Source organism: Prochlorococcus sp. MIT 1011 (assembly GCF_047305235.1).
Taxonomy (GTDB): Bacteria; Cyanobacteriota; Cyanobacteriia; order PCC-6307; family Cyanobiaceae; genus Prochlorococcus_B.
In genome coordinates, this window is the sequence record NZ_CP138983.1 from 1,759,068 (window position 1) to 1,783,415 (window position 24,348).

The 24,348-nt window shown below is 35.3% G+C and carries 24 protein-coding genes and 1 tRNA gene; 14 read left to right on the top strand and 11 right to left on the bottom strand.

The annotated features are described in order from the left end of the window. Positions 1-702, top strand: a complete 702-nt coding sequence (locus SIB75_RS10460; protein ID WP_413683267.1) for a type III pantothenate kinase — start codon at positions 1-3, stop codon at positions 700-702. On the opposite strand, the gene bcp is transcribed toward SIB75_RS10460, so the two are convergent. Continuing rightward, positions 689-1,156 carry a thioredoxin-dependent thiol peroxidase gene (gene bcp, locus SIB75_RS10465; RefSeq protein WP_413683268.1) on the bottom strand — a complete coding sequence of 156 codons (468 nt, stop codon included), beginning with the start codon at positions 1,154-1,156 and terminating at the stop codon, positions 689-691. The genes SIB75_RS10460 and bcp overlap by 14 nt on opposite strands. On the opposite strand from bcp, the gene SIB75_RS10470 reads away from it, so the two are divergent. Continuing rightward, the gene (locus tag SIB75_RS10470) at positions 1,155-1,811 is read left to right on the top strand and encodes a 4'-phosphopantetheinyl transferase family protein (RefSeq protein WP_413683269.1); all 657 of its coding nucleotides are present in this window, start codon (positions 1,155-1,157) and stop codon (positions 1,809-1,811) included. The two genes, bcp and SIB75_RS10470, sit on opposite strands and share 2 nt — an antisense overlap. On the opposite strand, the gene SIB75_RS10475 is transcribed toward SIB75_RS10470, so the two are convergent. The 5 genes from SIB75_RS10475 to SIB75_RS10495 all read right to left on the bottom strand — a co-directional run bounded on the left by SIB75_RS10475 (position 1,804) and on the right by SIB75_RS10495 (position 7,755). Next, complete coding sequence (locus SIB75_RS10475; RefSeq protein ID WP_413683270.1) at positions 1,804-4,011, bottom strand: AAA family ATPase; 2,208 nt, start codon at positions 4,009-4,011, stop codon at positions 1,804-1,806. The genes SIB75_RS10470 and SIB75_RS10475 overlap by 8 nt on opposite strands. 88 nt (positions 4,012-4,099) lie before the next feature. Continuing rightward, positions 4,100-5,749 (bottom strand): alpha-D-glucose phosphate-specific phosphoglucomutase, encoded by a 1,650-nt coding sequence (locus tag SIB75_RS10480; RefSeq protein ID WP_413683271.1) that lies wholly within the window; start codon positions 5,747-5,749, stop codon positions 4,100-4,102. Between the two features lie 64 nt (positions 5,750-5,813). Continuing rightward, the gene (locus tag SIB75_RS10485; protein ID WP_413683272.1) at positions 5,814-5,984 is read right to left on the bottom strand and encodes a hypothetical protein; all 171 of its coding nucleotides are present in this window, start codon (positions 5,982-5,984) and stop codon (positions 5,814-5,816) included. 19 nt (positions 5,985-6,003) lie between these two features. After that, positions 6,004-7,086 carry a DUF4912 domain-containing protein gene (locus SIB75_RS10490; protein ID WP_413684867.1) on the bottom strand — a complete coding sequence of 361 codons (1,083 nt, stop codon included), beginning with the start codon at positions 7,084-7,086 and terminating at the stop codon, positions 6,004-6,006. A gap of 306 nt (positions 7,087-7,392) precedes the next feature. Further along, complete coding sequence (locus SIB75_RS10495; RefSeq protein ID WP_413683273.1) at positions 7,393-7,755, bottom strand: hypothetical protein; 363 nt, start codon at positions 7,753-7,755, stop codon at positions 7,393-7,395. A gap of 474 nt (positions 7,756-8,229) precedes the next feature. Here SIB75_RS10495 and sufB point away from each other — a divergent pair, with 474 nt between their 5' ends. Genes sufB through SIB75_RS10515 form a run of 4 tightly spaced genes read left to right on the top strand, consistent with a single transcriptional unit; the run spans position 8,230 to position 13,005 of the window. Continuing rightward, entirely contained in the window at positions 8,230-9,672 is a 1,443-nt protein-coding gene (gene sufB / locus SIB75_RS10500; RefSeq protein ID WP_413683274.1) for a Fe-S cluster assembly protein SufB, read from the top strand. Between the two features lie 50 nt (positions 9,673-9,722). After that, a complete protein-coding gene (gene sufC / locus SIB75_RS10505) occupies positions 9,723-10,514 on the top strand; it encodes a Fe-S cluster assembly ATPase SufC (RefSeq protein ID WP_413683275.1) in 792 nt (263 codons plus the stop codon). Next, complete coding sequence (sufD, locus tag SIB75_RS10510) at positions 10,511-11,761, top strand: Fe-S cluster assembly protein SufD (protein WP_413683276.1); 1,251 nt, start codon at positions 10,511-10,513, stop codon at positions 11,759-11,761. The genes sufC and sufD overlap by 4 nt, the downstream gene beginning before the upstream one ends. Beyond that, positions 11,758-13,005: an aminotransferase class V-fold PLP-dependent enzyme gene (locus tag SIB75_RS10515; RefSeq protein WP_413683277.1), complete on the top strand. Its 1,248-nt coding sequence runs from the start codon at positions 11,758-11,760 to the stop codon at positions 13,003-13,005. Before sufD ends, SIB75_RS10515 begins: the two co-directional genes overlap by 4 nt. Here SIB75_RS10515 and SIB75_RS10520 read toward each other — a convergent pair. Further along, positions 13,002-14,921, bottom strand: a complete 1,920-nt coding sequence (locus tag SIB75_RS10520) for a prolyl oligopeptidase family serine peptidase (protein WP_413683278.1) — start codon at positions 14,919-14,921, stop codon at positions 13,002-13,004. The genes SIB75_RS10515 and SIB75_RS10520 overlap by 4 nt on opposite strands. A 97-nt stretch (positions 14,922-15,018) precedes the next feature. Here SIB75_RS10520 and def point away from each other — a divergent pair, with 97 nt between their 5' ends. The 5 genes from def to SIB75_RS10545 all read left to right on the top strand — a co-directional run bounded on the left by def (position 15,019) and on the right by SIB75_RS10545 (position 18,791). After that, positions 15,019-15,627 carry a peptide deformylase gene (def, locus tag SIB75_RS10525; protein ID WP_413683279.1) on the top strand — a complete coding sequence of 203 codons (609 nt, stop codon included), beginning with the start codon at positions 15,019-15,021 and terminating at the stop codon, positions 15,625-15,627. 68 nt (positions 15,628-15,695) lie between these two features. Next, a complete protein-coding gene (locus SIB75_RS10530) occupies positions 15,696-16,031 on the top strand; it encodes a histidine triad nucleotide-binding protein (protein WP_413683280.1) in 336 nt (111 codons plus the stop codon). A 115-nt stretch (positions 16,032-16,146) separates the two neighbouring features. After that, positions 16,147-16,428 (top strand): hypothetical protein, encoded by a 282-nt coding sequence (locus SIB75_RS10535; protein ID WP_413683281.1) that lies wholly within the window; start codon positions 16,147-16,149, stop codon positions 16,426-16,428. Between the two features lie 125 nt (positions 16,429-16,553). Beyond that, positions 16,554-18,542 carry an ABC transporter ATP-binding protein/permease gene (locus SIB75_RS10540; protein WP_413683282.1) on the top strand — a complete coding sequence of 663 codons (1,989 nt, stop codon included), beginning with the start codon at positions 16,554-16,556 and terminating at the stop codon, positions 18,540-18,542. 9 nt (positions 18,543-18,551) lie between these two features. Beyond that, entirely contained in the window at positions 18,552-18,791 is a 240-nt protein-coding gene (locus SIB75_RS10545) for a chlorophyll a/b-binding protein (RefSeq protein WP_413683283.1), read from the top strand. Between the two features lie 11 nt (positions 18,792-18,802). Here SIB75_RS10545 and SIB75_RS10550 read toward each other — a convergent pair whose 3' ends face one another. Both SIB75_RS10550 and psbX read right to left on the bottom strand, forming a co-directional pair. Further along, a complete protein-coding gene (locus tag SIB75_RS10550; RefSeq protein WP_413683284.1) occupies positions 18,803-19,777 on the bottom strand; it encodes a Ycf66 family protein in 975 nt (324 codons plus the stop codon). A gap of 83 nt (positions 19,778-19,860) precedes the next feature. Beyond that, positions 19,861-20,031 carry a photosystem II reaction center protein PsbX gene (gene psbX, locus SIB75_RS10555; protein WP_413389575.1) on the bottom strand — a complete coding sequence of 57 codons (171 nt, stop codon included), beginning with the start codon at positions 20,029-20,031 and terminating at the stop codon, positions 19,861-19,863. An 87-nt stretch (positions 20,032-20,118) separates the two neighbouring features. Here psbX and SIB75_RS10560 point away from each other — a divergent pair, with 87 nt between their 5' ends. Then, positions 20,119-20,418, top strand: coding sequence for a YggT family protein (locus tag SIB75_RS10560; RefSeq protein ID WP_413683285.1), 300 nt, complete (start codon positions 20,119-20,121; stop codon positions 20,416-20,418). Between the two features lie 13 nt (positions 20,419-20,431). Here the strand turns inward: SIB75_RS10560 and accC are convergent, their stop codons facing one another. Further along, positions 20,432-21,775: an acetyl-CoA carboxylase biotin carboxylase subunit gene (gene accC, locus SIB75_RS10565; RefSeq protein ID WP_413683286.1), complete on the bottom strand. Its 1,344-nt coding sequence runs from the start codon at positions 21,773-21,775 to the stop codon at positions 20,432-20,434. A gap of 126 nt (positions 21,776-21,901) precedes the next feature. Between accC and SIB75_RS10570 the strand changes: the two genes are divergently transcribed. Beyond that, positions 21,902-21,983, top strand: a tRNA-Leu gene (locus SIB75_RS10570). Positions 21,984-22,010: 27 nt separating this feature from the next. Next, positions 22,011-23,288, top strand: a complete 1,278-nt coding sequence (locus tag SIB75_RS10575; protein WP_413683287.1) for a glycosyl transferase — start codon at positions 22,011-22,013, stop codon at positions 23,286-23,288. On the opposite strand, the gene SIB75_RS10580 is transcribed toward SIB75_RS10575, so the two are convergent. Further along, the gene (locus SIB75_RS10580; RefSeq protein WP_413683288.1) at positions 23,289-24,332 is read right to left on the bottom strand and encodes a PRC-barrel domain-containing protein; all 1,044 of its coding nucleotides are present in this window, start codon (positions 24,330-24,332) and stop codon (positions 23,289-23,291) included. Positions 24,333-24,348 lie beyond the last annotated feature (16 nt).

Below are 24,348 nucleotides of genomic sequence, written 5' to 3' on the forward strand. Positions count from 1 at the left end.
GTGTTTTCAGAAAAAAATTACTTAATGATTGGGAATACAAGATGGCATTGGGCAAGCAAGAGAAAAAAAGATTGGAAATATTTTCATACCTCGCCAAATCCCATCGAATTTAAAGATAAAGATTATTCTCAATTAACTTGGGCCTCAGTTGGTTCCGTCCCTGAGAACATTACATTATGCCCTTCAAAAAAAATACATTTAGATGATGTTCCGCTCATCAATCTTCCATCTAATTTAGGGATTGATAGAGCTCTAGCTTCATGGAGTGCTTATAAAAAGCAATCATCTTTCAAAAGCAAAGAGCAAGACTTAATTGTTATTGATGCAGGCACAATCATGAGCGTCACAAAAATAACAAAAAAAGGTGTATTCGCTGGAGGGCAATTAATTTCTGGATTAAGACTTCAATTATCTTCGATGGCAAATGGTTCATTCAATTTAGAAAATCCAATCATCAAGACAATTCCAATAGAGACATTTCAACATGAAACTAAAAATGCAATGGTCAGAGGTGCCATAAATGGCTTATTAGGATTAATCTTAAAAATTTTCGAGGAGACAAAATTACCAATATGGATGTGCGGAGGTGATGCTCCTCTGATATTAAATGAACTTAAAAATACAAATATTGATATAAATTACTGTCCGAATCTAGTTCTAGAAGGAATGATTGATATAGACCAAAAAATTAATTCAGTTTAAGATCATTTAAAATTTGATTAGCCATATTTTCTGATTTTACTTTTAAATAGATTAATTCTATTTTCCCATCTTTATCTATAACGAAAGTATGTCTCATCATTCCATAATACTCTCTACCCATAAATTTCTTCAAGCCATAACTTTCGTATGATGCCGCGACAGGACAAGGCTCAATATCAGTTAAAAGTATAAATGGCAGTTTATGTTTATCAATGAATTTTATATGCGATTTCGAGGCATCCTTACTAATACCTAAAACTTGAATATTGTTTGATTCAAAAAGGTCCCAATTATCTCTAAAGCTGCAAGCTTCCTTAGTGCAACCAGGAGTATCATCTTTTGGATAAAAATAAATTACAACTCTCGACCCTTTGAATGATGAGAGATTGGTATCAACACCATCTTGATTAGGGAGAGTGAAATCTGGTGCAGAATCGCCTATACAGAGAGTCATGATTACTACTCAAATAAACAATCAAAGCGTACTAGGTCTTTGGCTTTTTTTGATGCCATCAAAACTTTTACCCATAAGCAGCGAAGAGAAAAAATGGGTTAACAATTTAACCCCAAGGAGAGCATTAAATTACCACTTTTCTAGAGGCTGCCTTAGACAAGTCATGTCTAACATGACAGGCTTAGACCCTCTTGATATACCTCTTAAAGCCGATCCTGGGAAGCCACCTTTATTAGCGGATGGGTTGGGGCATATCAGCATGAGCCACTGTTCTGATGCGTTATTAATAGGATGGTCTTCAACAAAAATTGGTGTAGACATAGAAAGAAAGGATAGACAGTTTCACGCTCATAAATTGTCCAAACGCTTTTTCACTCACGATGAAAATAGCGAAATAGAATATTTAACAGCAAGTCAAGCTAAAGAAATAGTACTAAAAAGATGGGTAGTAAAAGAAGCCGCAATCAAATGGCAGAGTGGAAAAATATCAACTAATATAAATCAATGGCTTTGGAAAAATAAATCATTATTTGCATATCATAAAGAACTTGGATACAAAGTAAAAATTTACGAACGAATTCATGATCAGTGGACTTATGCGATTGCATTAGATGAAGATTCCATAAGAAGAGAACCAATAATTTGCCTTAATTAATTATTCTTTTGGCAACATATTTAGTATGTAAAAGTTTCTGTTTTATAGTCTGGCCTTCCAATCTTTTAAATAATTTCTGCAATCGATCTAATGTTTCTTCCTTACAATTTTTTAGAATGATTTCTCGATATTCACTTCCTTCATTAAGCCATCTTTTAATTGTAAAACTATCAACTTTTTGATATACAAACTCAGTCCATTCCTCAAAAGAAATATTCCAGCCTAATTTTTCTAATTGTAGAATAAATTTCTTTTTATAATCTTGATTGTGCAACCACTCCTCTTCTTTGCAAATTAAATTGTCTAATAATAAAAAATCATTATTTTTATTTTTGCTATAAGCTTCTAAGCTTTCCTTTAACGAAAGTGCAGGACCAGAGGATGGGTTACTTATAATTAAACTTAATTCTGCATTCTCTGTACATTTTTCAGTAAGAATCGGCCACAATTCCGAAAAATTTATTTCAGAAAAAACTTTCCATGGAATCCTTCCTCCAATCACCTCAAATTTGAGATTGTGTTCTAATTTTTTAATTGATTCAACTTTTGAATCAATTAAAACAGGTCGCTCCATAGGAGCTAAAACTTCTAATTCAGCTAATAACCTTGGATGATTATCTTCTGCAACAGCCAAAACAACTCCACCTTCAGATGCCTCTCTTAAAGGCTTTAAAGACCAAAGCAAAGAACTAGGTGTTAAGACTAAAACTCTATGATTTTTCCTCCAAGTAATACCCGACCATAATTTAATCATCAAGTTTTTTAATCGTTCCCCTTCTTGCAAAGCTTGGCGATATAACCATTTCTCCAAGTCACTATCAACTTTTCCAGACGTAATAATTAAAGGATTTTGTTGCTCAACTTCAACTACTGAAGCTATTTGTTCAGATCGTCTCTCATTCAAGAGAGATCGTCTTTGCCCTTCCCATCCATGTTCAGTTGGCTCCCAAAAATTCTCTTTTAGCAAACTATCTGGTAAATATTGCTGAGGTACCCAATTTTTTGAAAATGAGTGAGGATATCTGTAACCCAGGCCATCTCCAAATGCTTCTTGATCTCGGTTTGCATCTTTAAGATGAGACGGAACATTCTGCTTTTGGGAATCTTTAACTTTCTGAACTGCCTTAAAAATAGCCTTCACACTATTGCTTTTTTCAGTGGCGGCTAAGTACAAGGTTGCCTGCGCTAGTGGGTAAATACCCTCTGGCAAACCTATTCGATCATAAGCCGCCGCGCATGACTCAACTATTACAATTGCACTGGGATCAGCTAGACCAATATCCTCTCCAGCAGCGATGAGCATACGTCTAAAAATAAAGCGTGGATTTTCTCCAGCCTCCAACATTCTAGCCAGCCAAAACAATGCAGCATCTGGATCCGAGCCTCGTAATGACTTAATAAAAGCGCTGATCGTATCAAAATGAGCATCACCTTGTTTGTCGTATAAAATCGCTCGTTCTTGAATTGAATCCTCAGCAATCTTGAGATCAATACATATTGAACTATCTTGATTTGCAATAGTGCTTTCTACAGCAAGTTCAAGCGCATTAAGCAGAACCCTTGCATCACCATTAGACACATCAACCAAATGATCCGCAGCTTCACTAGATAAATTGATTAATTTCAACCCATACCCCCTTTCCTTATCGCTCAAGGCTCTTTGCAGCAACTGATGTAAAGCTTTTGAATTCAGACTATTTAAACGAAATAGTCTAGATCTGCTGACCAAAGCTTTATTAACTTCAAAATATGGATTTTCCGTAGTTGCCCCAATAAGAGTCAAAGTTCCATTTTCAACCCAAGGTAATAAGGCATCTTGTTGAGCCGTATTAAATCTATGAACCTCATCAATAAATAAAATCGTGCGTTTACCATATTTATTTAATCTATCTATTGCAGACTCAATCTCAGATCTCAAATCCTTGATCCCAGCCAGGGCAGCATTTACGACACTAAAATGAGATAAGGTATTTGAGGCGATAATCCTAGCCAAAGTAGTCTTACCAACTCCTGGTGGTCCATAAAGCAATAAATTGCCTACTTTATCAGCAACAATTGAGCGTCTCAATAAACGTCCTTGAGCAAGAATGTGATCTTGACCCACAAATTCATCAAGTGTTTTAGGTCGTAAGCGATCAGCTAAAGGAGCATTATTCTGAATTAGCTGTTCACCATTAAAAGCAAACAGATCTTTGGCCAAAACTGATAAACAAATATTTTTTTAACTCTAAAAGCAAAAAAATACTTATACAGTTGTTTTGATGATTTCAAATTAGAAGATTTTTGATCTAGGTAATAACTGTCGGAGAGGACATGCCTGTTCGTTTTGAAATCTCAGCTAGAGAATCAATACTTTTAATGAAAGGGTCCAAGGCTAACTGCGGATCTTGAGTGATATCACCATCACTTGGAACAAAGCTTTCAAAGTAAACTCTCAAAGTAGCTCCTTGGGTACCCGTACCAGAAAGTCGTACTAACACTCGACTACCATCATCTAATAAAATTCTTAAACCCTGATTAAGAGTAATTGAACCATCAACTGGATCTGTATAGCTAAAATCATCAGCATTTTTCACTATCCTTCCCGCAAAAGATTGATCTTTTAAAGTGGGAAGCATATTGCTCAATCTGGAATACAAAGAATTTGCAACTTCAGATGGAATAGATTCATAATCATGCCGAGAATAGTAATGGCGACCAAAAAATAGCCAATGATTTTTCATTATCTCAGAAACAGACTTTTTCTTTGAAGCAAGTATCTGCAACCAAAAGAGCACAGCCCACAATCCATCTTTCTCTCTTACATGATCACTTCCAGTCCCAAAGCTCTCCTCTCCACAAAGAGTAATTTGATTAGCGTCCAAAAGGTTGCCAAAGAATTTCCACCCAGTAGGAGTTTCAAAGCAATTAATCCCTAAATGTTTTGCTACAACATCTACAGCTGAACTCGTAGGCATGGAACGAGCGACACCCGATAAACCTTTAGCATAGCCTGGCACACAGTCGTAATTAGCAGCTAAAATTGCAAGGCTATCACTAGGGTTTACGAAGCAACCACGTCCTAAAATCATATTTCTATCCCCATCCCCATCACATGCTGCTCCGAAGGAAAATAAATTGCCTTTTAAAAGCAAGTCAGCCAGATCTTTTGCATACGTCAAATTTGGATCAGGATGAAGGCCTCCAAAATCTTCCAAAGGTATTCCATTTCTTACTGTTTCTGGATTAGCTCCTAAAAGATCAACAAAAAGACGCTTTGCATATGGCCCTGTAACAGCATTTAATGCATCAAAAACGATCGGAAAATCTTTATTGATATAGGAACTAATCAAATCAAAATCAAATATTTTTTTCATTAAATCTAAGTAATCGTCTATTCCATCAATGATCTCTACAACCATTGAAGCTAAGTTGTATTTACCAAGTGAATAAGAATTATTTGATTGACATTTTATGATCTTATATTCTTTAAGATTCTTGGAGTAATTATAAATTTCATCAGTTAAAGATTCCGAGGCAGGTCCTCCATTTGAGCCATTTAGCTTGACTCCAAAATCACCTTCCAGTCCACCTGGATTGTGACTAGCAGATAAAATAATTCCACCTATTGCTTTATTGATTCGAATCAAATTAGAAGCCGCAGGGGTCGACAAAATCCCATCTACAGTTGTTATGACTTTTTGAATTCCATGTGCAGCTGCCATCCTAATAATAATATCAATCGCTCTTTTGTTGCCATATCTACCATCACCTCCCACAACCAAAACACCTCCTTGCACCCCAGGCAGGGAACACAAGATTGATTCAATAAAACTCTCAAGGTAATGAGCCTCTTCGAACTGTAAAGTACTTTTTCTTAATCCAGAAGTGCCTGGTTTCTGATCAGTAAAAGGTGAGTTTAACTTAACTGTAAGTTGGCTAAATTCTGAAGAAAACACTTTGAAAATAAATTAGTGAATAATATAAAAAAAGAATCGAACATGAAATAACAACACTTTTAATTCAGTGAGGCATTTCAGAAGTACGAAGCATAGCGACAAACCAAATAGTACTTAAAATCAAAGCACTTAAGACACCAGGGCCTAATCCAAGATGCTCAATCGTAGTAGGAATTAATAAAGGAAAAGCTATGGCACCTACTAAAGGAGTAAATGCAACAATTAAGCGAACCATCAATTAATTGAGAGTAGATTTAAAACCATTCTGATTCAGCTTTTGAATTTGGATTAGTATTGTCTACTGGAGTAACTCTTTCAAATTTCATTGTTATGTTCCTGGAATCCACGCCATCTTTATCAATCGCTTTAATTGAATAGTTTTGAACACCATCTCTAAAAGGAACTTGCAATCTAAAGGTTCCATCATTTGCTAAAGGCACCTCTTGATCTTCAATAAATAATTTAGCCGAGGGATCAGTAGCTCCATAGACAATTAATTCAGCATCAGCAACGAGCCAAAAAGATCGTGCTTGAGGAACTCCTCCAATACCAGATTCATTTAAGCCACTAGCCCAAAGTCCACTACCAGATTCATTATTCAAACTTTGATCATTTGGTGCACCCTCTTGAAATTCTTCTGAGCCAACTCGTCTAGTCCTAAACTTTGTAGTAGCAGATTGATATAAACGCTCATGCAGACCACTATCGGGTTGGTCAGTAGAAACAGTTTCTTCAAGAGATCCAGAAGATGTGGTAACTGGCGCTTCCAAGCTAAAAGGAACAAATTGATCAAGAATTTGATCACTTGGGTGTAGAGAAGGTACTTTGGCTGAAGATGAAAAAGCAAGTGACATCCACTTATGACCAATGCGATAACCCAGTTCAACTTTGTAGTCTCTACCACCTAACGGAATAGGTAAGTACCACTCAGTACTGTGACTATCAACAACAACTTCCTGAAGAGTTCCAGGATTGGCTTCTCCATTATTTTTATTAGTCACATCAGCTAAGCGCAAACAAAGCCTGTTGGCACCTTCATTTTGTGCATTAGATCGATCAGTATCTGATATCTCCCAAAATATATATGCCCATTCGGGATCTCGAGGTAGAAAGACGACTTTGGTCTGTGAAGAACTTGAATATGTGATTTCTTTAGAAGATTCGTCTTTATTGTTTATTAACTGTTTTTCACTTTCTTTCTGCTCTTCATACAGCAAAACACTTTTAACTAGATCAGCCTTTGATTTTCTACTGTAAAGAGGAATACCTAATTCACTCGCTTTAATACGGAGCTGACGAAGTGTTAAACGTGACAGGGATTCTTGATCAAAAGTCACGCCCATAAACCTCCATTTTTTGTTTGGGATCAGTGCGATAAGTATGTGATGAAATGTGCTCTTCTCGTTGATGTGGTCAGCATCTACTGACTCCAAGAAGAGTCCAAAAAGTGGTATCTACATGTAAAAACTGTTGCAATAACTAGAAACAAGGAGTTCGTTTGCGTTTAACAAATTTCCAACAAACAAAATTAATTCCAGCTCAATAAAAACTATGAATCGATATTTTTAAAATTTCTTCGACTGTTTTTCTTTGGGATCATCATCGTCAAGCCAATATTTTTTCATGCATGAGCAAGAAAAATTTCAAGCCCTATATGCCTCAATTAAATTGCTCAAAGTCAAATCCAATGGAGCAATTTTCAAATCATTTGACAATCTTTCTAACTGGTTCGCTGCCCCAGCAAATTGCTCAAACATCACCTGCACAAACTCGTCATCTTGCAGCATTAAGGGATTCTCCAAACACCACTCCAGCCATTCCTCCTTCACAGGAATCAAGCCTCCATGATTTTTCTTACTCATGGATTTAAAACACTGCAAGCAATGTGCAAGCATCCTGAGATGATGCTTTTCACTGATTGAAAGGTTAGTCAATGAAATTAAATTGATATCCTCTTTACTTAACGGACTATTTTCAGAATTATCGACAAAAGTAGGTTCCGTCATCTGCTAGGAGGAGCATCTCTTACCACTAAAGTTTAAAAGAATATTTATCTTTTCATAGATTTTATCTTGGATTCTTTCACTTCTAAAAAGAATAAAGGTATTCATTCATTAAATATTGAAAGTCAAAAAAAATTGGCAGATCAGATCAGTAGTATTAATAAGCATTTATATAGCTATTTGAATATATTAAAAATCTTCAAGGGATTCAAAAAAGATTAAAATTTTTTTCCCAGCTCAATTAGAACTTGAAACGATTGTAAGGATTTTGGCTTAAAGTGATAGGACATAAAAATTTCTTTCGTAACACTGGGTTCCCCCCCTTGATTTGACTTAGAATGACGCTTGAGATCCAACAATCAAAACACTCTGATCAAATGATGAGCTTCAAATGTCATAATTGAAGATTATTGTGGATCTCAAAGCCAAACTTTTCATAAATAAAAAACTACTACTACTTGATTTAATCAAAATAAAATGACCAAAACTAATACTGTCGAAGAAATTGTTTCCCAACCTTATAAATATGGTTTCATAACTGAAATAGAAACTGAAAAGATCCCCAAAGGATTGAGTGAAGATATTATTAGATTGATTTCTGCAAAAAAGAATGAACCAGATTTTCTATTGAGATTTCGTTTAAGAGCTTATGAACAATGGTTAAAGATGGAAGAGCCTGATTGGTCTGGTTTAACTTATTCGAAAGTAAATTATCAAGATCTAGTTTATTATGCAGCTCCTAAAAAAGATATTAAGAAACAAAGTTTAGATGAAGTTGACCCGAAATTACTAGAAACTTTTGAAAAGCTTGGAATACCACTTAGTGAACAAAAAAGATTATCTAATGTGGCTGTAGATGCTGTTTTTGACAGTGTTTCTATAGCAACAACATACAAGGAAAAACTCGCTGAGCATGGAGTAATTTTCTGCTCTATTAGTGAAGCAATTAGTGAATATCCAGATTTAGTTGAGAAATATATGGGAACAGTTGTCCCCATAAATGATAACTTTTTTGCAGCCTTAAATTCTGCAGTTTTCAGTGATGGTTCCTTTGTATATATACCTAAAGGTGTCGAATGCCCAATGGAATTATCATCTTATTTTCGAATAAATTCTGGAGACACTGGGCAATTTGAACGAACTTTAATCATCGCAGAAGAATCCTCCTCAGTTAGTTATTTAGAAGGCTGTACAGCCCCCATGTTCGACACCAATACTCTTCATGCTGCTGTTGTTGAGCTTGTCGCCCTTGATGATGCTTCTATTAAATATTCAACAGTGCAAAACTGGTATGCAGGGAATGAAGAAGGTGTTGGAGGAATATTTAACTTCGTCACTAAAAGAGGTGAATGTAGAGGGCAAAGAAGCAAAATAAGCTGGTCTCAAGTCGAAACAGGTTCTGCCATCACATGGAAATACCCAAGTTGCGTACTTCAAGGAGACAATTCAATTGGTGAGTTTTATTCAATTGCATTAACAAATAATTTTCAAGAAGCGGATACTGGGACAAAGATGATTCACATAGGAAAAAATACAAAATCAAAAATCGTAAGTAAAGGTATTAGTGCTGGAAAATCTAAAAACAGCTATAGAGGTCTTGTCTCCATAAGCCCAAATGCTGAGGGCGCTAGAAATTACAGTCAATGTGACTCCATGTTAATCGGAGACAAAGCCAGCGCAAATACATATCCCTATATTCAATCCAAACAACCTCAATCAAATATTGAACATGAAGCTAGTACATGTAGGATTTCAGAAGATCAACTTTTTTACTTACAAAGTAGAGGAATCGATTTCGAAGAATCTGTTTCAATGCTAATTAGTGGATTTTGTAGTGATGTTTTCAATGAATTACCTATGGAGTTTGCCTCTGAGGCAGATAAACTTTTAGCCTTAAAATTGGAGGGTTCGGTTGGATAAAAATAAATTAAAAACATACTTTTTCTCTCTACAAATTTCTCTCTAATTTAGTGATTACATCTACTTCAGAAACAATATTATCTATTAAAGATCTTCATGCCAGTGTTGAAGATCAAGAGATACTTCATGGAGTTAATCTGTTAGTCAAAGAAGGAGAAATACATGCAATAATGGGTCGCAATGGAAGCGGAAAAAGTACACTTTCAAAAGTTATAGCTGGTCATCCATCTTACAAAGTTCTATCTGGATCTATCCAATTTAAAGGTACGAATATTCTTGAGCTAGAACCTGAGGAAAGAGCAAGAATTGGCATTTTCCTTGGTTTTCAATACCCAGTAGAAATTCCTGGCGTTAGCAATCTAGAGTTCTTAAGAGTTGCCACCAATTCAAGAAGAAAAGAATTACTTGCAAGTGAACTAGATACTTTTGAATTTGAAGATCTAGTAAAAGAAAGATTGAAAATAGTTGAAATGGATCCAGCCTTTCTTGAAAGAAGCGTAAATGAGGGCTTCTCTGGCGGAGAGAAAAAACGTAACGAAATTCTTCAAATGGCTCTTCTTGAGCCAGTCATATCAATACTTGATGAAACTGACTCAGGACTTGATATTGATGCTCTGAGAATTGTTGCATCTGGAATAAATAGACTCTCGCGACCAAATACGGCAACAATTTTAATAACCCATTATCAAAGGCTACTCAATGAGATTACTCCTGACTTTGTTCATATCATGGCTGATGGGAAAATAATAAAAACTGGCAATAAAGAACTAGCAATTGACCTTGAGAGATCAGGTTATGACTTTATTAACAAAAATGCCAAAGACAAGGAGATGGCGAAATGAAATCATCAACTATTTGTAAAGAGTGGCTTAACTCTCTCCCAGCAACTCAAGGATATTTAAAAAACGAACAATCAATAGGACGTGAATTTCTGTCAGAAAAAGGGATGCCCTCTAAGAAAGATGAAGCTTGGCGATTATCCAACTTCAATAGATTAGATAGGTTTCTAACATTACCAACAATTATTGGTAGCGAAGATATTAAATCAAAATTTAAATCTATCTTTCCAGAAAAGGATCAAAATAGAGAAAGAATTATCATCAATCCTAGTAAAAATCCAATTTTTAATATCAATTTACCTGAGGGAATTGAAGAGCTGAATAACAGAGAGATTGAAGAGAATCTCGGGAAAATAGTTTGTTCAACTAATATAAAAAATGACATTTCAGTATGTCTTAATCAGGCATCAAACTTACAGCTTTTAGCTTTAAAGATTAAACGTAATTCTAATCAATCATTAGAAATAGTTATTCCATCAATCGAGGGAAAGTCAATCTCAACAAGAATCTTACTGCTTGTAGAAGAGGGGGCGAAATTAGATCTACTACAAATTTTTCTAGGTAATCATAATTCTGCACAAAATCATTTAATCGAAATCAAACTAGAATCCAAAGTAGAGTTAACTCATGGTTTACTGTCTTTGGGCGAAGAGAAAGAATCCTCATCAATATGCACTGTAGCTGTAGAACAATCAGAGAAGAGTAAATATTCTCTTAATTCAATTTATCATGGTTGGGATTATGCCCGATTTGAACCAAGAATAATTCAAAGTGATGGAGAAGCTTCAACAATTATCAAAGGGCTTCAAATCACTAAATCAAAAGAGCAAATAGCCACACATTCTTTAATAAGATTTGAAGGTCCAAATGGAAAACTTGATCAATTACAAAAGGCCGTAGCTTCTGAATATTCACATTGCATTTTTAATGGTTCGATTGAAGTTCCTCAAAAAGCACAAAAAACAGAAGCTGCTCAGCTCAGTAGAAATTTATTACTTTCTAAACGCGCAAAAATAGATACAAAACCGGAGCTTGAGATAGTTGCTGATGATGTTAGGTGTACTCATGGGGCAACTGTAAGCCAACTTCAAGATGAGGAGTTATTTTATTTACTTAGTAGAGGTATTGATAATGAACATGCTAATTCTTTGTTGTTACAAGGATATTATGATGAAGTGATTTCAAACTTTCCGAAGAGTGCTGAAAAATGGAATTTTATTGAAAAGTTAATACAAGATATAAAAAAGTGAAGGATTTAGTAAATAAGATTGCTGAAAAAAGTAGAAATGATTTTCCACTATTTAATGGAAATAATAATAATTTAATATATTTAGATCATGCAGCTACAAGTCAAAAACCACAAGAAGTTATAGATTCTTTAAAAAAATACTATAGTTTTCAAAATGCTAATGTTCATAGAGGCGCTCATCAACTGAGTGCAATAGCAACAGAGAAATTTGAGAATTCAAGAAAGCTAACAGCAAATTTTATTAATAGTAATAATGAAAAAGAGATTGTTTTCACTAGAAACGCTACAGAAGCTATAAACCTTGTAGCTTATAGTTGGGCAAATAATAACCTTCAGGAAGACGACGAAATATTAATAAGTTTAATGGAACATCATAGTAATATAGTCCCTTGGCAATTAATAGCCAATGCAAAAAAGTGCAAGCTAATTTATATCAATATTGATGAAAATGGAGAATTAGATCTTGTTGATTTTAAAAGAAAATTGAGTACTAAAACAAAAATAGTAAGTCTTGTTCATGTCAGCAATACACTAGGTTCTTGTAATCCTATCGAAGAGATTTCTGACCTTGCCCATCAAAAAGGTAGCTTAGTTCTTTTAGATGCTTGCCAAAGTCTTGCTCATAAGCCCGTGGATATTAAAAAACTAGGTATTGATTTTCTGGCAGGATCTTCTCACAAACTGTGCGGTCCTACTGGAATAGGTTTTTTATGGGGTAGAGAAGAAATTTTAGAAAAAATGCCTCCTTTTCTTGGTGGAGGAGAAATGATTAATGAAGTTTTTGAGTATAAAAGCACTTGGGCAGACTTACCACATAAATTTGAAGCTGGTACACCAGCAATAGGGGAAGCAATAGGAATGGGAACTGCACTAAATTACTTGCAATCAATTGGTTTAAACGAAATCCATAATTACGAAAAAGAATTAACAAAATATCTTTTTGAAAAATTAGAGGGAGTAGATGATTTAAAGATTCTTGGCCCTAACCCTTTAATTCAGCCTGATAGAGGACCATTAGCAACCTTTTATATCAAAGGGATTCATTCCAATGATGTTGCGGAGTTACTTGATAACAGCAATATTTGCATCAGGAGTGGTCATCATTGCTGTCAACCACTCCATCGCTTCTATGGAATAAAAAGTACAGCTAGAGCAAGCTTAAGCTTTATATCTACTCCATCAGAAATTGATTCTCTTACTGAAGAACTAAAATCAGTAATTTCTTTTTTAAAGAAAAATTCTTAACTATTTAGATATTGTCTAAAAAAAGCTTCTGTTTTTTTTAATACATCAACTTTTACTCTGCCATCCTTAAATCCATGGCCTTCGTGCTCAAATATATTTATATCCACAGGAATTTCACGTTTTAATAATTCATCTTTAATTGCAATAGATTGCTCAAATCGTATAACTTTATCTTTTAATCCATGAAACAAAATCAATGGCGTATTGATAAAATTGACATTTTCAATTGGCGACCTTTGAAGATATTTTTCAGACTCAGTTTTGATATTACCTATTAAATAATCTAAATAAAATTCTTCAAATCTATGCGTTGAATTAGCCATACTTATCAAATCAGCTACCGCATACTTACATGCTCCGATATTAAAAATATCAGTGGATATTAAACAACCTAAAGCTGTAAAACCCGATGCACTACTCCCTACAATTGCTATGCGCTCATCATCAACCTTGCCAGATGCAATCAAAGACTGAGCTGCCTTTGTACAATCCAAAACATCGACTAATCCCCAATTCCCTCTCAATCGATCTCTATATTTTCTACCGAAACCAGAAGAACCTCCATAATTAACATCGACAACCGCCCAACCTCTTGATGTCCAAAATTGCACCTCTAAATCCAATCCACAACGAGCCATACCAGTAGGGCCACTGTGACTTTTTACCAATAAAGGTGGCAACAATAGTTTTCTATCAAGAGGTGGATAATACCAAGCATGAACATTCTCTCCATTTGATCCGACAAACCAAAAAGATTCACCAATACTTATTTGAGTCGGATCCAAGCGAAATGAAGAGGCAGGAGTATGGTCCCAACTTTTATCTGATAAATCTATTTCAAAAATACCTTCACTAATTTTTGAACTACTGGCAATAGCAACAACTCGATTTTGATCCGAATAAATACCTGAAAAATCAATAAAAGGTTGGTCAATAATTTGGATAGATCCATTTTTTTGAAATAAAGCTAAAGTCCAAATTCCTTCCTTAGCAAAAGCCCCAACAATGTCATCCCCCACACATGAAAAGCTCGACATCCCAAGTACCCATTGAGGAAAAGCAATTTCAGCCTTAATAGCCCATTGATTCTGAGAAATAGTAATTGAATTATTATTAGAGTCAGTCTTAATCTTTGTGATATTCCACCATCCACTACTATCTTCAGCGACAAAGAGATCACCTGTATCGGACCAAATAGGATTAAAAAATGATATTTTTCCTGTGCATTTTAAATATTGATTATTAATATTTACTATATTTATGATATTTACATTCTCATCCAATTTAGCTAACTTTAATTCATTTAAATCCCAAGGCATTGAAGTATTTATCCACTCAACCCATGCCAACTTTCTATCTTTAGAATTCAGAGCAAGATAACCTAATAATCCATGAGATGAATAAATATATTTTGGATATTGATCAGTTTTTTCTAAAGAATAGGAAACTATATGATCTCCTTCTTCATCTTCCATCAATCCAATCCAAATATTTTTTTCAAGGTCAATTACGCCACCTGCAAGAAAATAATTATGTTTTTTTGTCAGACAAATTAATTGTGTTTTAGGTATGAATTTAAAAGAAAAAGATTTTTCATTCTCTTCCTCATAAGACCAAGTTCTCATCCATAAGCAGTTATCTTTATTATCTACCCAAGTCAAGATTAGATCTGATCCATTTAGGTTGGCTGTTAAAGGAGCACCCCCATATCCATGAATTTTTGTCCTTAAATCACTTGGATAAGGTGTTAACTCCTGAGGTGATAAGTCTTTATTCTTCCAAGGTCTAATTAAAGCTGTAGTTCTTCCTTTTTCGTTTGGTCTTTGTTCTAACCACAAAACCCAATCACCTATGATCCTAGGCTCCTTAAATATGGGGGCTTCCCCATAAACTTTTTCAGCATCTAAGATTTTCATTGTTTGATTCTTAGTTGATGTTGAGAAGTCGATAATTAATTAGCTCATATCAGTGAAAACAAAGTAAAGTATCAATTGATGTTCTCCTAATATTCCTTTGGCTGGAAGTTTTGCTCAACTTGCAAAAAATGCAGAGAAGAAGAAACCTCTGATTGCAGTTTCTAAAGAAGCTGTAAAAAATCCTCCTTTAAAGATTTACATGCTCGGTCAAGAGACCTTGAGGACTCCTGCTAATCGAATAGTAAAGGTTGACGATTCAATTAGAAAGCTTGCAAAAGATATGCTCATAACTATGTATTCAGCAAAAGGAATTGGTTTAGCAGCTCCGCAAGTTGGTGTACAGAAGAGAATACTTGTTATTGATTTGAATTTTGAAGAGCCAGAATCCCCTCCTAATGTTTTCATAAATCCTGAAATAATTTCATCTAGTGCAAGCGTAGATACTTATGAAGAAGGTTGTCTAAGTATTCCTGGCGTTTATCTAAATGTAGTAAGGCCCTCTTCAATTAAATTAAGTTATCGAGATGAAATGGGTAGACCAAAAAAAATGAATGCTGAGGGTCTAATGGCAAGATGCATTCAACATGAGATAGATCATCTCAATGGGGTTTTATTTGTTGATAAAGTATCTGATGAAGAAGAGCTAAAAAAACAATTAAATGAGAATAATTTCAATCAAAGCGATGTAAGAAAAGAAACGAATTGAAAGAATTATCTCAATTCAAAGTATAAATAATCTCATAGATTCATATTATTGCTCTCACCTCAAATTCAATGACAACAATTTTCGATAAAATTCTGAGTGGTGAAATTCCTTGTGATGAGGTTTTTAGTGATGACAAATGCCTGGCTTTCAAAGATATTACCCCTCAAGCGCCCACTCACATTTTAATAATTCCCCGGAAACCTATTCCAAGTCTGAAAGATATAAAAAAAGAAGATCAAGAATTACTAGGTCACTTACTCCTAAAAGGGACCGAAATTGCCAATGCTGCTGGTTTAGAAAGTTGGAGAACCATAATTAATACAGGAGAAGAAGCAGGTCAAACAGTATTTCACTTACATATTCATATCATTGGAGGAAGGAAATTAAGTTGGCCACCCGGGTAAGGGTAACTCTTGGATTTCCATGATTTTTTAATACACACGATTGGTCTACTGGCTTAGTTACTGACTCGGGTTGCCCCATCAATGCGCTATAAAGTAATAAATTAAAATGCTTCCAATGGATTCTCAAACTTCTGCAGATAAAAAAAGCATTTTTAACAAAATAAACACAAATTTAGAAGATTTTTGGTCAAATCTTAGTGAGAACCAACAATCTATTTTAAAAAAAGTATGGTCAATTTTAACTTACAAATGGCAATGGCAGATAATTCTGAATGCTCCTTTTTTGGTTATTTGGGTATTAGATCGAACTATTCCTGCAGTTCACTCTTTTGATATGCAGCTTATTTCTTCACTACCAATACCAATGATCATAAAAACATATTTGGGTTTCAGCTAAGATGAATAAATTAATGACTTTTATGAGTTTTTGCTCTTAAAAAAGTGGCAAATTTAACTTTAAAAAAAATAAGCTATCCTTTTCACTAATAAATTATTTATTGACTTTGAAATAATCAAATTAATATGGCCACATCATTTTCTAAAGCTCAAAAAGGACTAGTAAGCCAACTAATTAAATTAAGAAAGCTCACTCAGCCATATTTTCTCCCTTATACAAAGAACAATGGCTGGCTATTTGTCTACTTATTAATAGCTTTATTATTTTGTGTAGGCGGAACAGTTCTATTTTTACTAACAGGTTTAATGAGCCTGTTAACCAATTTAGCTCCAGAGACAACAAATCAATTTTTAGGAGGAGTTCAAAATTCCTTAAGGGTCATCTGGGATGGTCCTTCGGGAATAATAATTTCAAGCTTGTTTGCCTTAGGGATTTTTTCATTTATAACTGTTCGTGGTCAGTTAAGGCAAAGGAGGTGGCTTCCTTGGCTTTTGCTAGGAGTAATTATATTGATGTTATTGTCTGTCAATGGAATTAACGCTGGAATTACTTTTCTAGTAAGAGATATAACTAATGCCTTAATACAAAAAGATGAAAATGAAAGTTATAAAAATTTGTGGATTCTTGGAATTTGTTTTATTGCAGCTCTTCCCATAAGAAGCTTTCAATTTTATTTTTCAGCGAAACTTCAGCTTTTATGGAGAGAGTGGTTATCCAAAAGTCTCATTACAGACTATTTAGATGATAGGACCTATTACATATTAAATCCCAACGATGAATCGGAAACGAATGTCGATAATCCCGATCAAAGAATTACAGAAGATGCTAGAGACTTTACGGCACAAACAATTGATCTATCGTTAAATATTTTTGATTCTTTATTAGTATTTTCATTAAACATTTTTATTTTACTAAGTATAAGCAAAGAGCTAACGTTTGCATTGATAGTTTACGCCACATTAGTTTCATCTTTACTACTTTTTGCGAGTAGAAAACTGTTTAAATTAAATTATGATCAATTACGATTTGAAGCTGATTTCCGTTATGGTCTTGTCCATGTAAGAAATAACGCAGAGTCAATTGCTTTTTATTCTGGTGAAAATCAAGAAGAAAAAGAAGTTAGTAGAAGACTTAAGTCTGTGGTAGATAACTTTAATCTTTTAATAATATGGGAAGCATTATTAAGAGTACTTCAACGCTCAGGAATTTATGGAAGTGTTTTTATTCCATTCATTATTCTCGCAGGACCAATTCTTAGCGGACAAATGGACTATGGAAGTTTTCAACAAGCCAACTTAAACTATAACCTTCTTGAAGGATCATTATTTTTTATTATTTATAAAATAGAGGCTTTAGCTAGATTCTCAGCTTCAATAGGCAGACTTGAAGGATTTCAATCAAACATGAATGAAATCAGAGATAACAAATTCGATGACTTTAAAGCAGAAGTTAAAACTAATGATTCTATTATTTTGAAAAATGTAAGTATTAAAACTCCTGGAACCGATAATTTACTAATTAACAATTTAAATCTAAGTCTTGAAACAGGTCAAAGTTTACTTGTCGTAGGACCTTCTGGTTGCGGCAAGACGTCTTTACTTCGAGCAATTAGCGGTCTATGGGCAATACAATCTGGTGAGATAGAGACACCCTCGAATGGAGATTTACTTTTCATTCCACAAAAACCATACATGAATCTTGGCTCTCTTAGAGAACAGCTTTGTTACCCATTAGATAAAAATAGATTCAGTGATGAGCATCTAAAAGCCGTTTTAGAAGAAGTTAATTTACCTCAAATTATCCAAAGATATCCTGACCTAGATATCAAACAAGATTGGCAAAGGCTACTATCTCTTGGAGAGCAACAAAGGCTAGCTTTCGCAAGACTTTTGCTAAATTCACCTAAATATGTCGTTTTAGATGAAGCAACAAGTGCATTAGACGTAAATACAGAAAAACATCTTTATAAACTTCTTAACCAACGCGAGATGGCTTGCATTAGCGTTGGTCATAGGCCAACCTTGAAGAACTATCATGAAAATGTACTTGAAATAACTGAGAACAAAGGTTGGCGATTATTGCCCGCTTCAAGTTACCAATTTACTGAGAACTAGTGTATTTCTATGAACTCAAATACTGAAACAAACCAAGATATTCAATCAACTGAGCCAGCACAAACTGAATCAGAAAATAAAAATCTTTCACCTAGCGCAACCACAAATGATATTCCTGAATTTGGTTGGAGTGGCTATGCAGAGAGAATAAATGGAAGATTTGCAATGATTGGTCTTATGGCAGTTCTACTTGTAGAAGCACTAAGCAAGATATCTTTTTTGGAATGGGCTGGAATAATTAGTAAGTAATCATTATTGAATTAATCATCAAATCTTGAACTGTTATCTCTTGGTCTAGACTTTCTTGTTGATGATGAATACGAACTTTTAGAGGATGATCTTTCATTAGAAGGTTTTGGGTTTGCACCAGGATTTTGTGCAGGTCTTCTACTAACTCGTCTTACCCCTTTTTCAGTATTTGAAAAAGCAGCATCTTCAATACTGTTATTAGTTTTAGAGGGCCTATTAGATCTAGGGGAGGGGCTAGATGCATTATCAGAATTTAGCCTTGAAGAAGATGCCTGAGAGGGATTAGGCGTTCCATTTCTTCTTCGACTTGATGTTTGAGAATTGGCTGAAGGACGAGTCCCTCGCCTTGTTTCTTGTCGACTAGTTCGCCTATCTCCAAAGCTTGAGGCTCTATCTGAAGAGGATTCTGAATTATTAAATCGTTCCATTCTCCTATTTCTTTCAGTTGATCGAGCATTAATTTCTGAAGAACTAATATTTCTTGTCCTCCTGCTTACAGCTTGCTCAGGAATTGCTGCCCTAGATGGAGCTCTTCCGTAATTTTCATCCTCTGAATATTCTTCTTGATAATCTTCTCTACTTGAAAATCTTCTATTAATGGGTTGAACATCCTCAAATCTATCATAATTCCTATCTAAGCCTGCCTCAGACAAACCTCCTCTAGGAGATCTTGGCAACTCAGGTTCATCATCAAAATATGAAGATCTTCGTGCTTGATCAGTTGCAATACCTCTAAGTCGAACACTTTCATAAGCAAAGAAAACAGTTGTTCCAGCAAGTAAAAACTGTCCAAACTGAAGGATTGGATCTAATCTCCAACCTTGAAAAAAAAGTATTCCACCACAGAGCAAACCAATGGCGGCAAAGAAAACATCATAATCTCTTGCCAATGCTGGCTTAAAAGATCTGAGAAAATATAAGCCAGCTCCGCATACAGCAAGAACTATGCCAACAATGCTGGCCCAATTTAGACTGGCATTGACCAAGTTTGCCCTCTTAAATAAACATTTTCAGGTTGAAAACAACCTTATTTTCATCAGTCTATGGCATAAATAGGTGATTGCTAGGGCTATCTACTCAATGCATCTTTTTGACTAACCCAAATCAACGCAGCAGCAGCAGGAGCAACTACCAAAGCTCCAGCTCCAAGAAAACTCCCTATCATCCCAACAGCAGAACTTGTAGCAGCTTCACTAGAGGCTCCAGCGCTAAGGAACAAATTTAATAAATGAAAAGCCATTTAAGCTAATTCGTATGCAATACCGAGTAATCTTACGCAATAAAAGATGATTTATACCATCTATTCAATAATGCTTTGAGCTTTGTGATGCCTCTATTAATTAAAAGCCTTCCAGCCCTCCATTTTTTAATGGGTTTTTTACTAGGCTCCCTAACCCTTGCATTCCTTCTCAGAATTATTTTGACTTGGTATCCAAAAATAGATTTAAGAACTGGTTTTTGGCCACTTATCTTCTTGCCAACTGAACCTGTACTGGTAGCTACTCGAAAAATTGTCGCTCCGATAGGAGGTGTAGATGTTACTCCGATTATTTGGGTAGGTCTCTTAAGTCTTTTTCGCGAATTATTTCTTGGTCAACAAGGTTTACTAACCCAAATTATATTTTGATAATTAGAATTTCTTACAACATTTCTTGCTCAACAAACTTTGTATGAACATCCCCTTTTATAAATTCTTTTCTCTTCAGTAATGTCAAATGAAAATCAATAGTAGTTGTAATTCCTGTAACTGCACATTCGTTTAAAGCTCTTTCCATACGTTTAAGTGCAGCTTCTCTATCTCTTCCCCAAACGATTAATTTTCCTATTAGAGAATCATAAAAAGGAGGTATGTCGTAACCGGTATAAACATGGCTATCTACCCTGACACCTGGTCCCCCAGGAGGCAACCAACCTGTTATTTTACCTGGTGAGGGCCTAAAATTATGACTTGGATCTTCAGCATTAATTCTGCATTCAATTGCATGTCCTTCAAGCTTGATCTCTGATTGACTAAAGTGTAATTTTTCTCCTCCTGCAATACGTAATTGTTCTGATATGAGATCCATACCAGTAACTAGTTCTGTTACTGGATGCTCCACTTGTATTCGAGTATTCATTTCCATAAAGTAAAAGTTTTCTTGCCGATCCAATAAGAATTCCACTGTCCCAGCGCCTTCGTAATTAATACTTTTTGCAGCTGCAACAGCTGCTTCTCCCATCTTTATCCTTAAGTGATCATCTAAAGCTGGACTTGGTGATTCCTCTAATAATTTCTGATGGCGTCTTTGAATAGAACAATCTCTCTCGCCAAGGTGCACAACATTTCCAAAACGATCAGCAAGAATCTGAACCTCTACATGCCTTGGACGATCAATAAATTTCTCCATATATAAACCTGGATTACCAAATGCAGCTTCAGCCTCCCCCTGAGCAGCTTTAAAAAGATTATCCAATTCATCAGCATGTCCAACTAAACGCATACCTCTTCCACCACCTCCTGCTGTTGCTTTAATCATTACCGGATAGCCCATTTCAGAGGCAAGCTGCGATGCATCTGAAACGCTATCTAGCAAGCCCTCACTTCCAGGTACAGTTGGAACTCCAACCTTCTGCATAGTTGATTTAGCTGTTGACTTATCACCCATTGAACGTATTGCATGAGGCGATGGACCTACAAAAATCAGCCCGTGATCTCCGCACATCTCTGCAAAACGATCATTCTCTGCTAAAAAGCCATAACCAGGGTGAATAGCATCAACGCCTCTTGATGTTGCTGCAGCTAGTATGTTCGGAATATTTAGATAACTTTTACTACTAGGAGAATCTCCAACGCAAACAGCCTCATCAGCCAATTGAACATGTAAAGCATTTTTATCAACAGTGCTGTAAACAGCAACTGTTGCAATCCCCATCTCACGGCAGCTACGGAGAATTCTTAAGGCTATTTCGCCACGATTAGCTATCAGCAATTTGCCTATGGGCATTCAAATTTATTAAGGCCTCAGCCGGATCGTATCAGTATTAGTGCCCAAGAAAGAAACGCATTAAGTAGAAGCTTAATAGGTTTAGCATTATGATCATAGTTACTTGGTGTTGAACTGAGTTAACTTGCGGATGTGGCGGAATTGGTATACGCGCATGTCTAAGGAACATGTGGCTTCGGCCTTGCGAGTTCAAGTCTCGCCATCCGCATTTTTTAAAACTAATGCTCATCAATAAATGAGTAATGATCCTTTAGCAATTATCTTTGTCTCAAATGGACCAGGTGAACTAGCTACTTGGGTTAAGCCACTTGCTAAAGAGCTTCATAAACAAATTGCACTAAGACCCGAAGTCAAGACATCTTCAATATCCTTAAATCTTGTCTTGGTGCCTTGCCCGAACGCAACTGGCAACGAAAATCTCGTAGCCAAAAAGTGGTTTCAATTTGAAAATATAATTAAAGCAAAAAATTTCTGGGAGCTTCTTATCAAACCTAAAAAATTTGGTTCGTGGCCCTCCAAAGGATTAGTTATTTTTTTAGGAGGAGATCAATTTTGGAGCGTACTACTTTCAGCAAGATTGGGATATTTACATATGACATATGCAGAATGGATCGCAAGATGGCCTTTTTGGAATGATCGTATTGTCGCGATGTCGGACAGTATCGTTAAGAAACTACCAAGACAAATTCAAAATCGTTGTTCAGTAATAGGAGATTTAACAGCTGACTTAACTGAAACTGCAAAAATTGATAATCCACTCCCTTCTGGCAAGTGGATTGCTCTCATGCCAGGTTCAAAAAGCACCAAACTAAAGATTGGAATACCTTTTTTTCTTGATGTAGCTGATAAAATATCAAAATCAATGCCAAATTGTAAGTTTTTAATACCTCTTGCTCCCACAACAAATATAGATGAAATAAAATACTTTGGAAGTGGAAAAAATCCCATTTCAAAACAATATAAATCTGGGGTAAAATCAATTAATAGAGCCAAGAATAAAGAAGCAAGAGGAATATTAATAACCAATAATTCAACAATAATTTTAGTACAAGAAGAGCATCCAGCATATAGTGATCTCAGCCAATGTGATATAGCACTAACAACAGTGGGAGCAAATACTGCTGAACTTGGATCATTAAATATTCCAATGATAGTTGTTGTACCTACACAACACATTATAGTTATGGATGCATGGGATGGTTTGTTAGGTTTAATAGCAAGATTACCAATTTTAAAATGGTGCCTAGGTTTATTAATTAGCTTTGTTAAACTGAGAAAAAAAGGATTTATGGCTTGGCCAAATATATCTGCAAAAAGAATGATTGTTCCTGAAAGAATCGGGCACATAACAACCACACAAATTGCTGAAGAAACTATTGATTGGCTAAGTTCTCCTTCAAGGCTTGCTGGTCAAAAGAAAGATCTTCAAGCACTTAGAGGTGAGAAAGGAGCAACAAAAAAATTTTGTCAAGAAATTATTAATCTTCTAGAAGAGAATAAACTTTTAAGTTGATCACCATGGATCTTCAATATCTAAATTTTCTTCAACTTTAGACAGAGGCTCTTGAGGTTTTTTTATAGATGAATTTTCTAAAGGCTCAACATCCATAGGCTCTTCCTTTCTTATTGTTTTTGACCTATTCTTAATATTTTTTGAGGGTATTTCTTTTTGAAAATTATCAGTTCTAGTTTTGAATTTTGATTCAGGATAATTTACTTCATCTTCATCAATTTCTGAATAAATAGAAGACTCATTAGGTTCATCTAGATATCTTAATTCCTGATCATATTGTTCTTTTTCTAAATCTTGTAATTCTACATAGTCCATCTCTTCTTCTTCAAATATTTCCTCTTGAGATTGTTCTATAAGTCTTTGATCATCATTTGCACTTTCACCAGAAGTCAATTGATTCTCAACGGGGACAAGATTAACTCTGTACCTTTCTCTTTCGCTTTCTTCCCATCCCGAATTGCCCACGCCAAGCTTTTCAAGAAAACCGCTGTTTAATTGTTTTAATTTCTCTTCTGCTCCCTCATAAACAATAATTCTGTCTGGTCCACTACTGACAATTTCATCAACAGGCATCTCCCAAGTACTTAAAACTCCTTCACCCAATAATGGAACGCCTAGCGCTCCCATAACTAAAGTAAGTAATTCTCCGGTCTCAATATCAAAAGAAAATCCAAGTACTCTCCCCAACTGATCTCCTGATTCAGTAATAACCTGGCAATTGATAACTTTATTGAATCTTTCAGGAGCAAAGTTTTCGCTCAAAGAATCTATTGTATCTACCAAAATGACATCACCTACTTGACGAATCTGATCAAGAGGAAGCCATCTAGGTAAACCTGGTAAAAAACGTGTGAGAGGATTATCTCTTAATCCCAACGCAACAACTTCTCTACGATCAATGTCAACAACAACCTCTCCGACAAGACCCAACCTTCGCCCAGTATCACGAGTAATAACCTGAGTCCCCATCAACTCAGAGCGAAGCCATAATCTGTCAGTTGGGACAGCAGATGTTGATTCTTGTGGGGCTTGAGTATTGGTCAACTCAAATATGCAGAAA

Excerpts from the sequence above, each read along its gene's own strand:
- SIB75_RS10470 (WP_413683269.1), top strand. The coding sequence starts at position 1,155 with ATGATTACTACTCAAATAAACAATCAAAGCGTACTAGGTCTTTGGCTT.
- bcp (WP_413683268.1), bottom strand. The coding sequence starts at position 1,156 with ATGACTCTCTGTATAGGCGATTCTGCACCAGATTTCACTCTCCCTAAT.
- SIB75_RS10485 (WP_413683272.1), bottom strand. The coding sequence starts at position 5,984 with ATGGTTCGCTTAATTGTTGCATTTACTCCTTTAGTAGGTGCCATAGCT.
- SIB75_RS10495 (WP_413683273.1), bottom strand. The coding sequence starts at position 7,755 with ATGACGGAACCTACTTTTGTCGATAATTCTGAAAATAGTCCGTTAAGT.
- sufB (WP_413683274.1), top strand. The coding sequence starts at position 8,230 with ATGACCAAAACTAATACTGTCGAAGAAATTGTTTCCCAACCTTATAAA.
- sufD (WP_413683276.1), top strand. The coding sequence starts at position 10,511 with ATGAAATCATCAACTATTTGTAAAGAGTGGCTTAACTCTCTCCCAGCA.
- SIB75_RS10520 (WP_413683278.1), bottom strand. The coding sequence starts at position 14,921 with ATGAAAATCTTAGATGCTGAAAAAGTTTATGGGGAAGCCCCCATATTT.
- SIB75_RS10530 (WP_413683280.1), top strand. The coding sequence starts at position 15,696 with ATGACAACAATTTTCGATAAAATTCTGAGTGGTGAAATTCCTTGTGAT.
- SIB75_RS10535 (WP_413683281.1), top strand. The coding sequence starts at position 16,147 with ATGGATTCTCAAACTTCTGCAGATAAAAAAAGCATTTTTAACAAAATA.
- SIB75_RS10540 (WP_413683282.1), top strand. The coding sequence starts at position 16,554 with ATGGCCACATCATTTTCTAAAGCTCAAAAAGGACTAGTAAGCCAACTA.
- SIB75_RS10545 (WP_413683283.1), top strand. The coding sequence starts at position 18,552 with ATGAACTCAAATACTGAAACAAACCAAGATATTCAATCAACTGAGCCA.
- psbX (WP_413389575.1), bottom strand. The coding sequence starts at position 20,031 with ATGGCTTTTCATTTATTAAATTTGTTCCTTAGCGCTGGAGCCTCTAGT.
- SIB75_RS10560 (WP_413683285.1), top strand. The coding sequence starts at position 20,119 with ATGCCTCTATTAATTAAAAGCCTTCCAGCCCTCCATTTTTTAATGGGT.
- accC (WP_413683286.1), bottom strand. The coding sequence starts at position 21,775 with ATGCCCATAGGCAAATTGCTGATAGCTAATCGTGGCGAAATAGCCTTA.
- SIB75_RS10575 (WP_413683287.1), top strand. The coding sequence starts at position 22,011 with ATGAGTAATGATCCTTTAGCAATTATCTTTGTCTCAAATGGACCAGGT.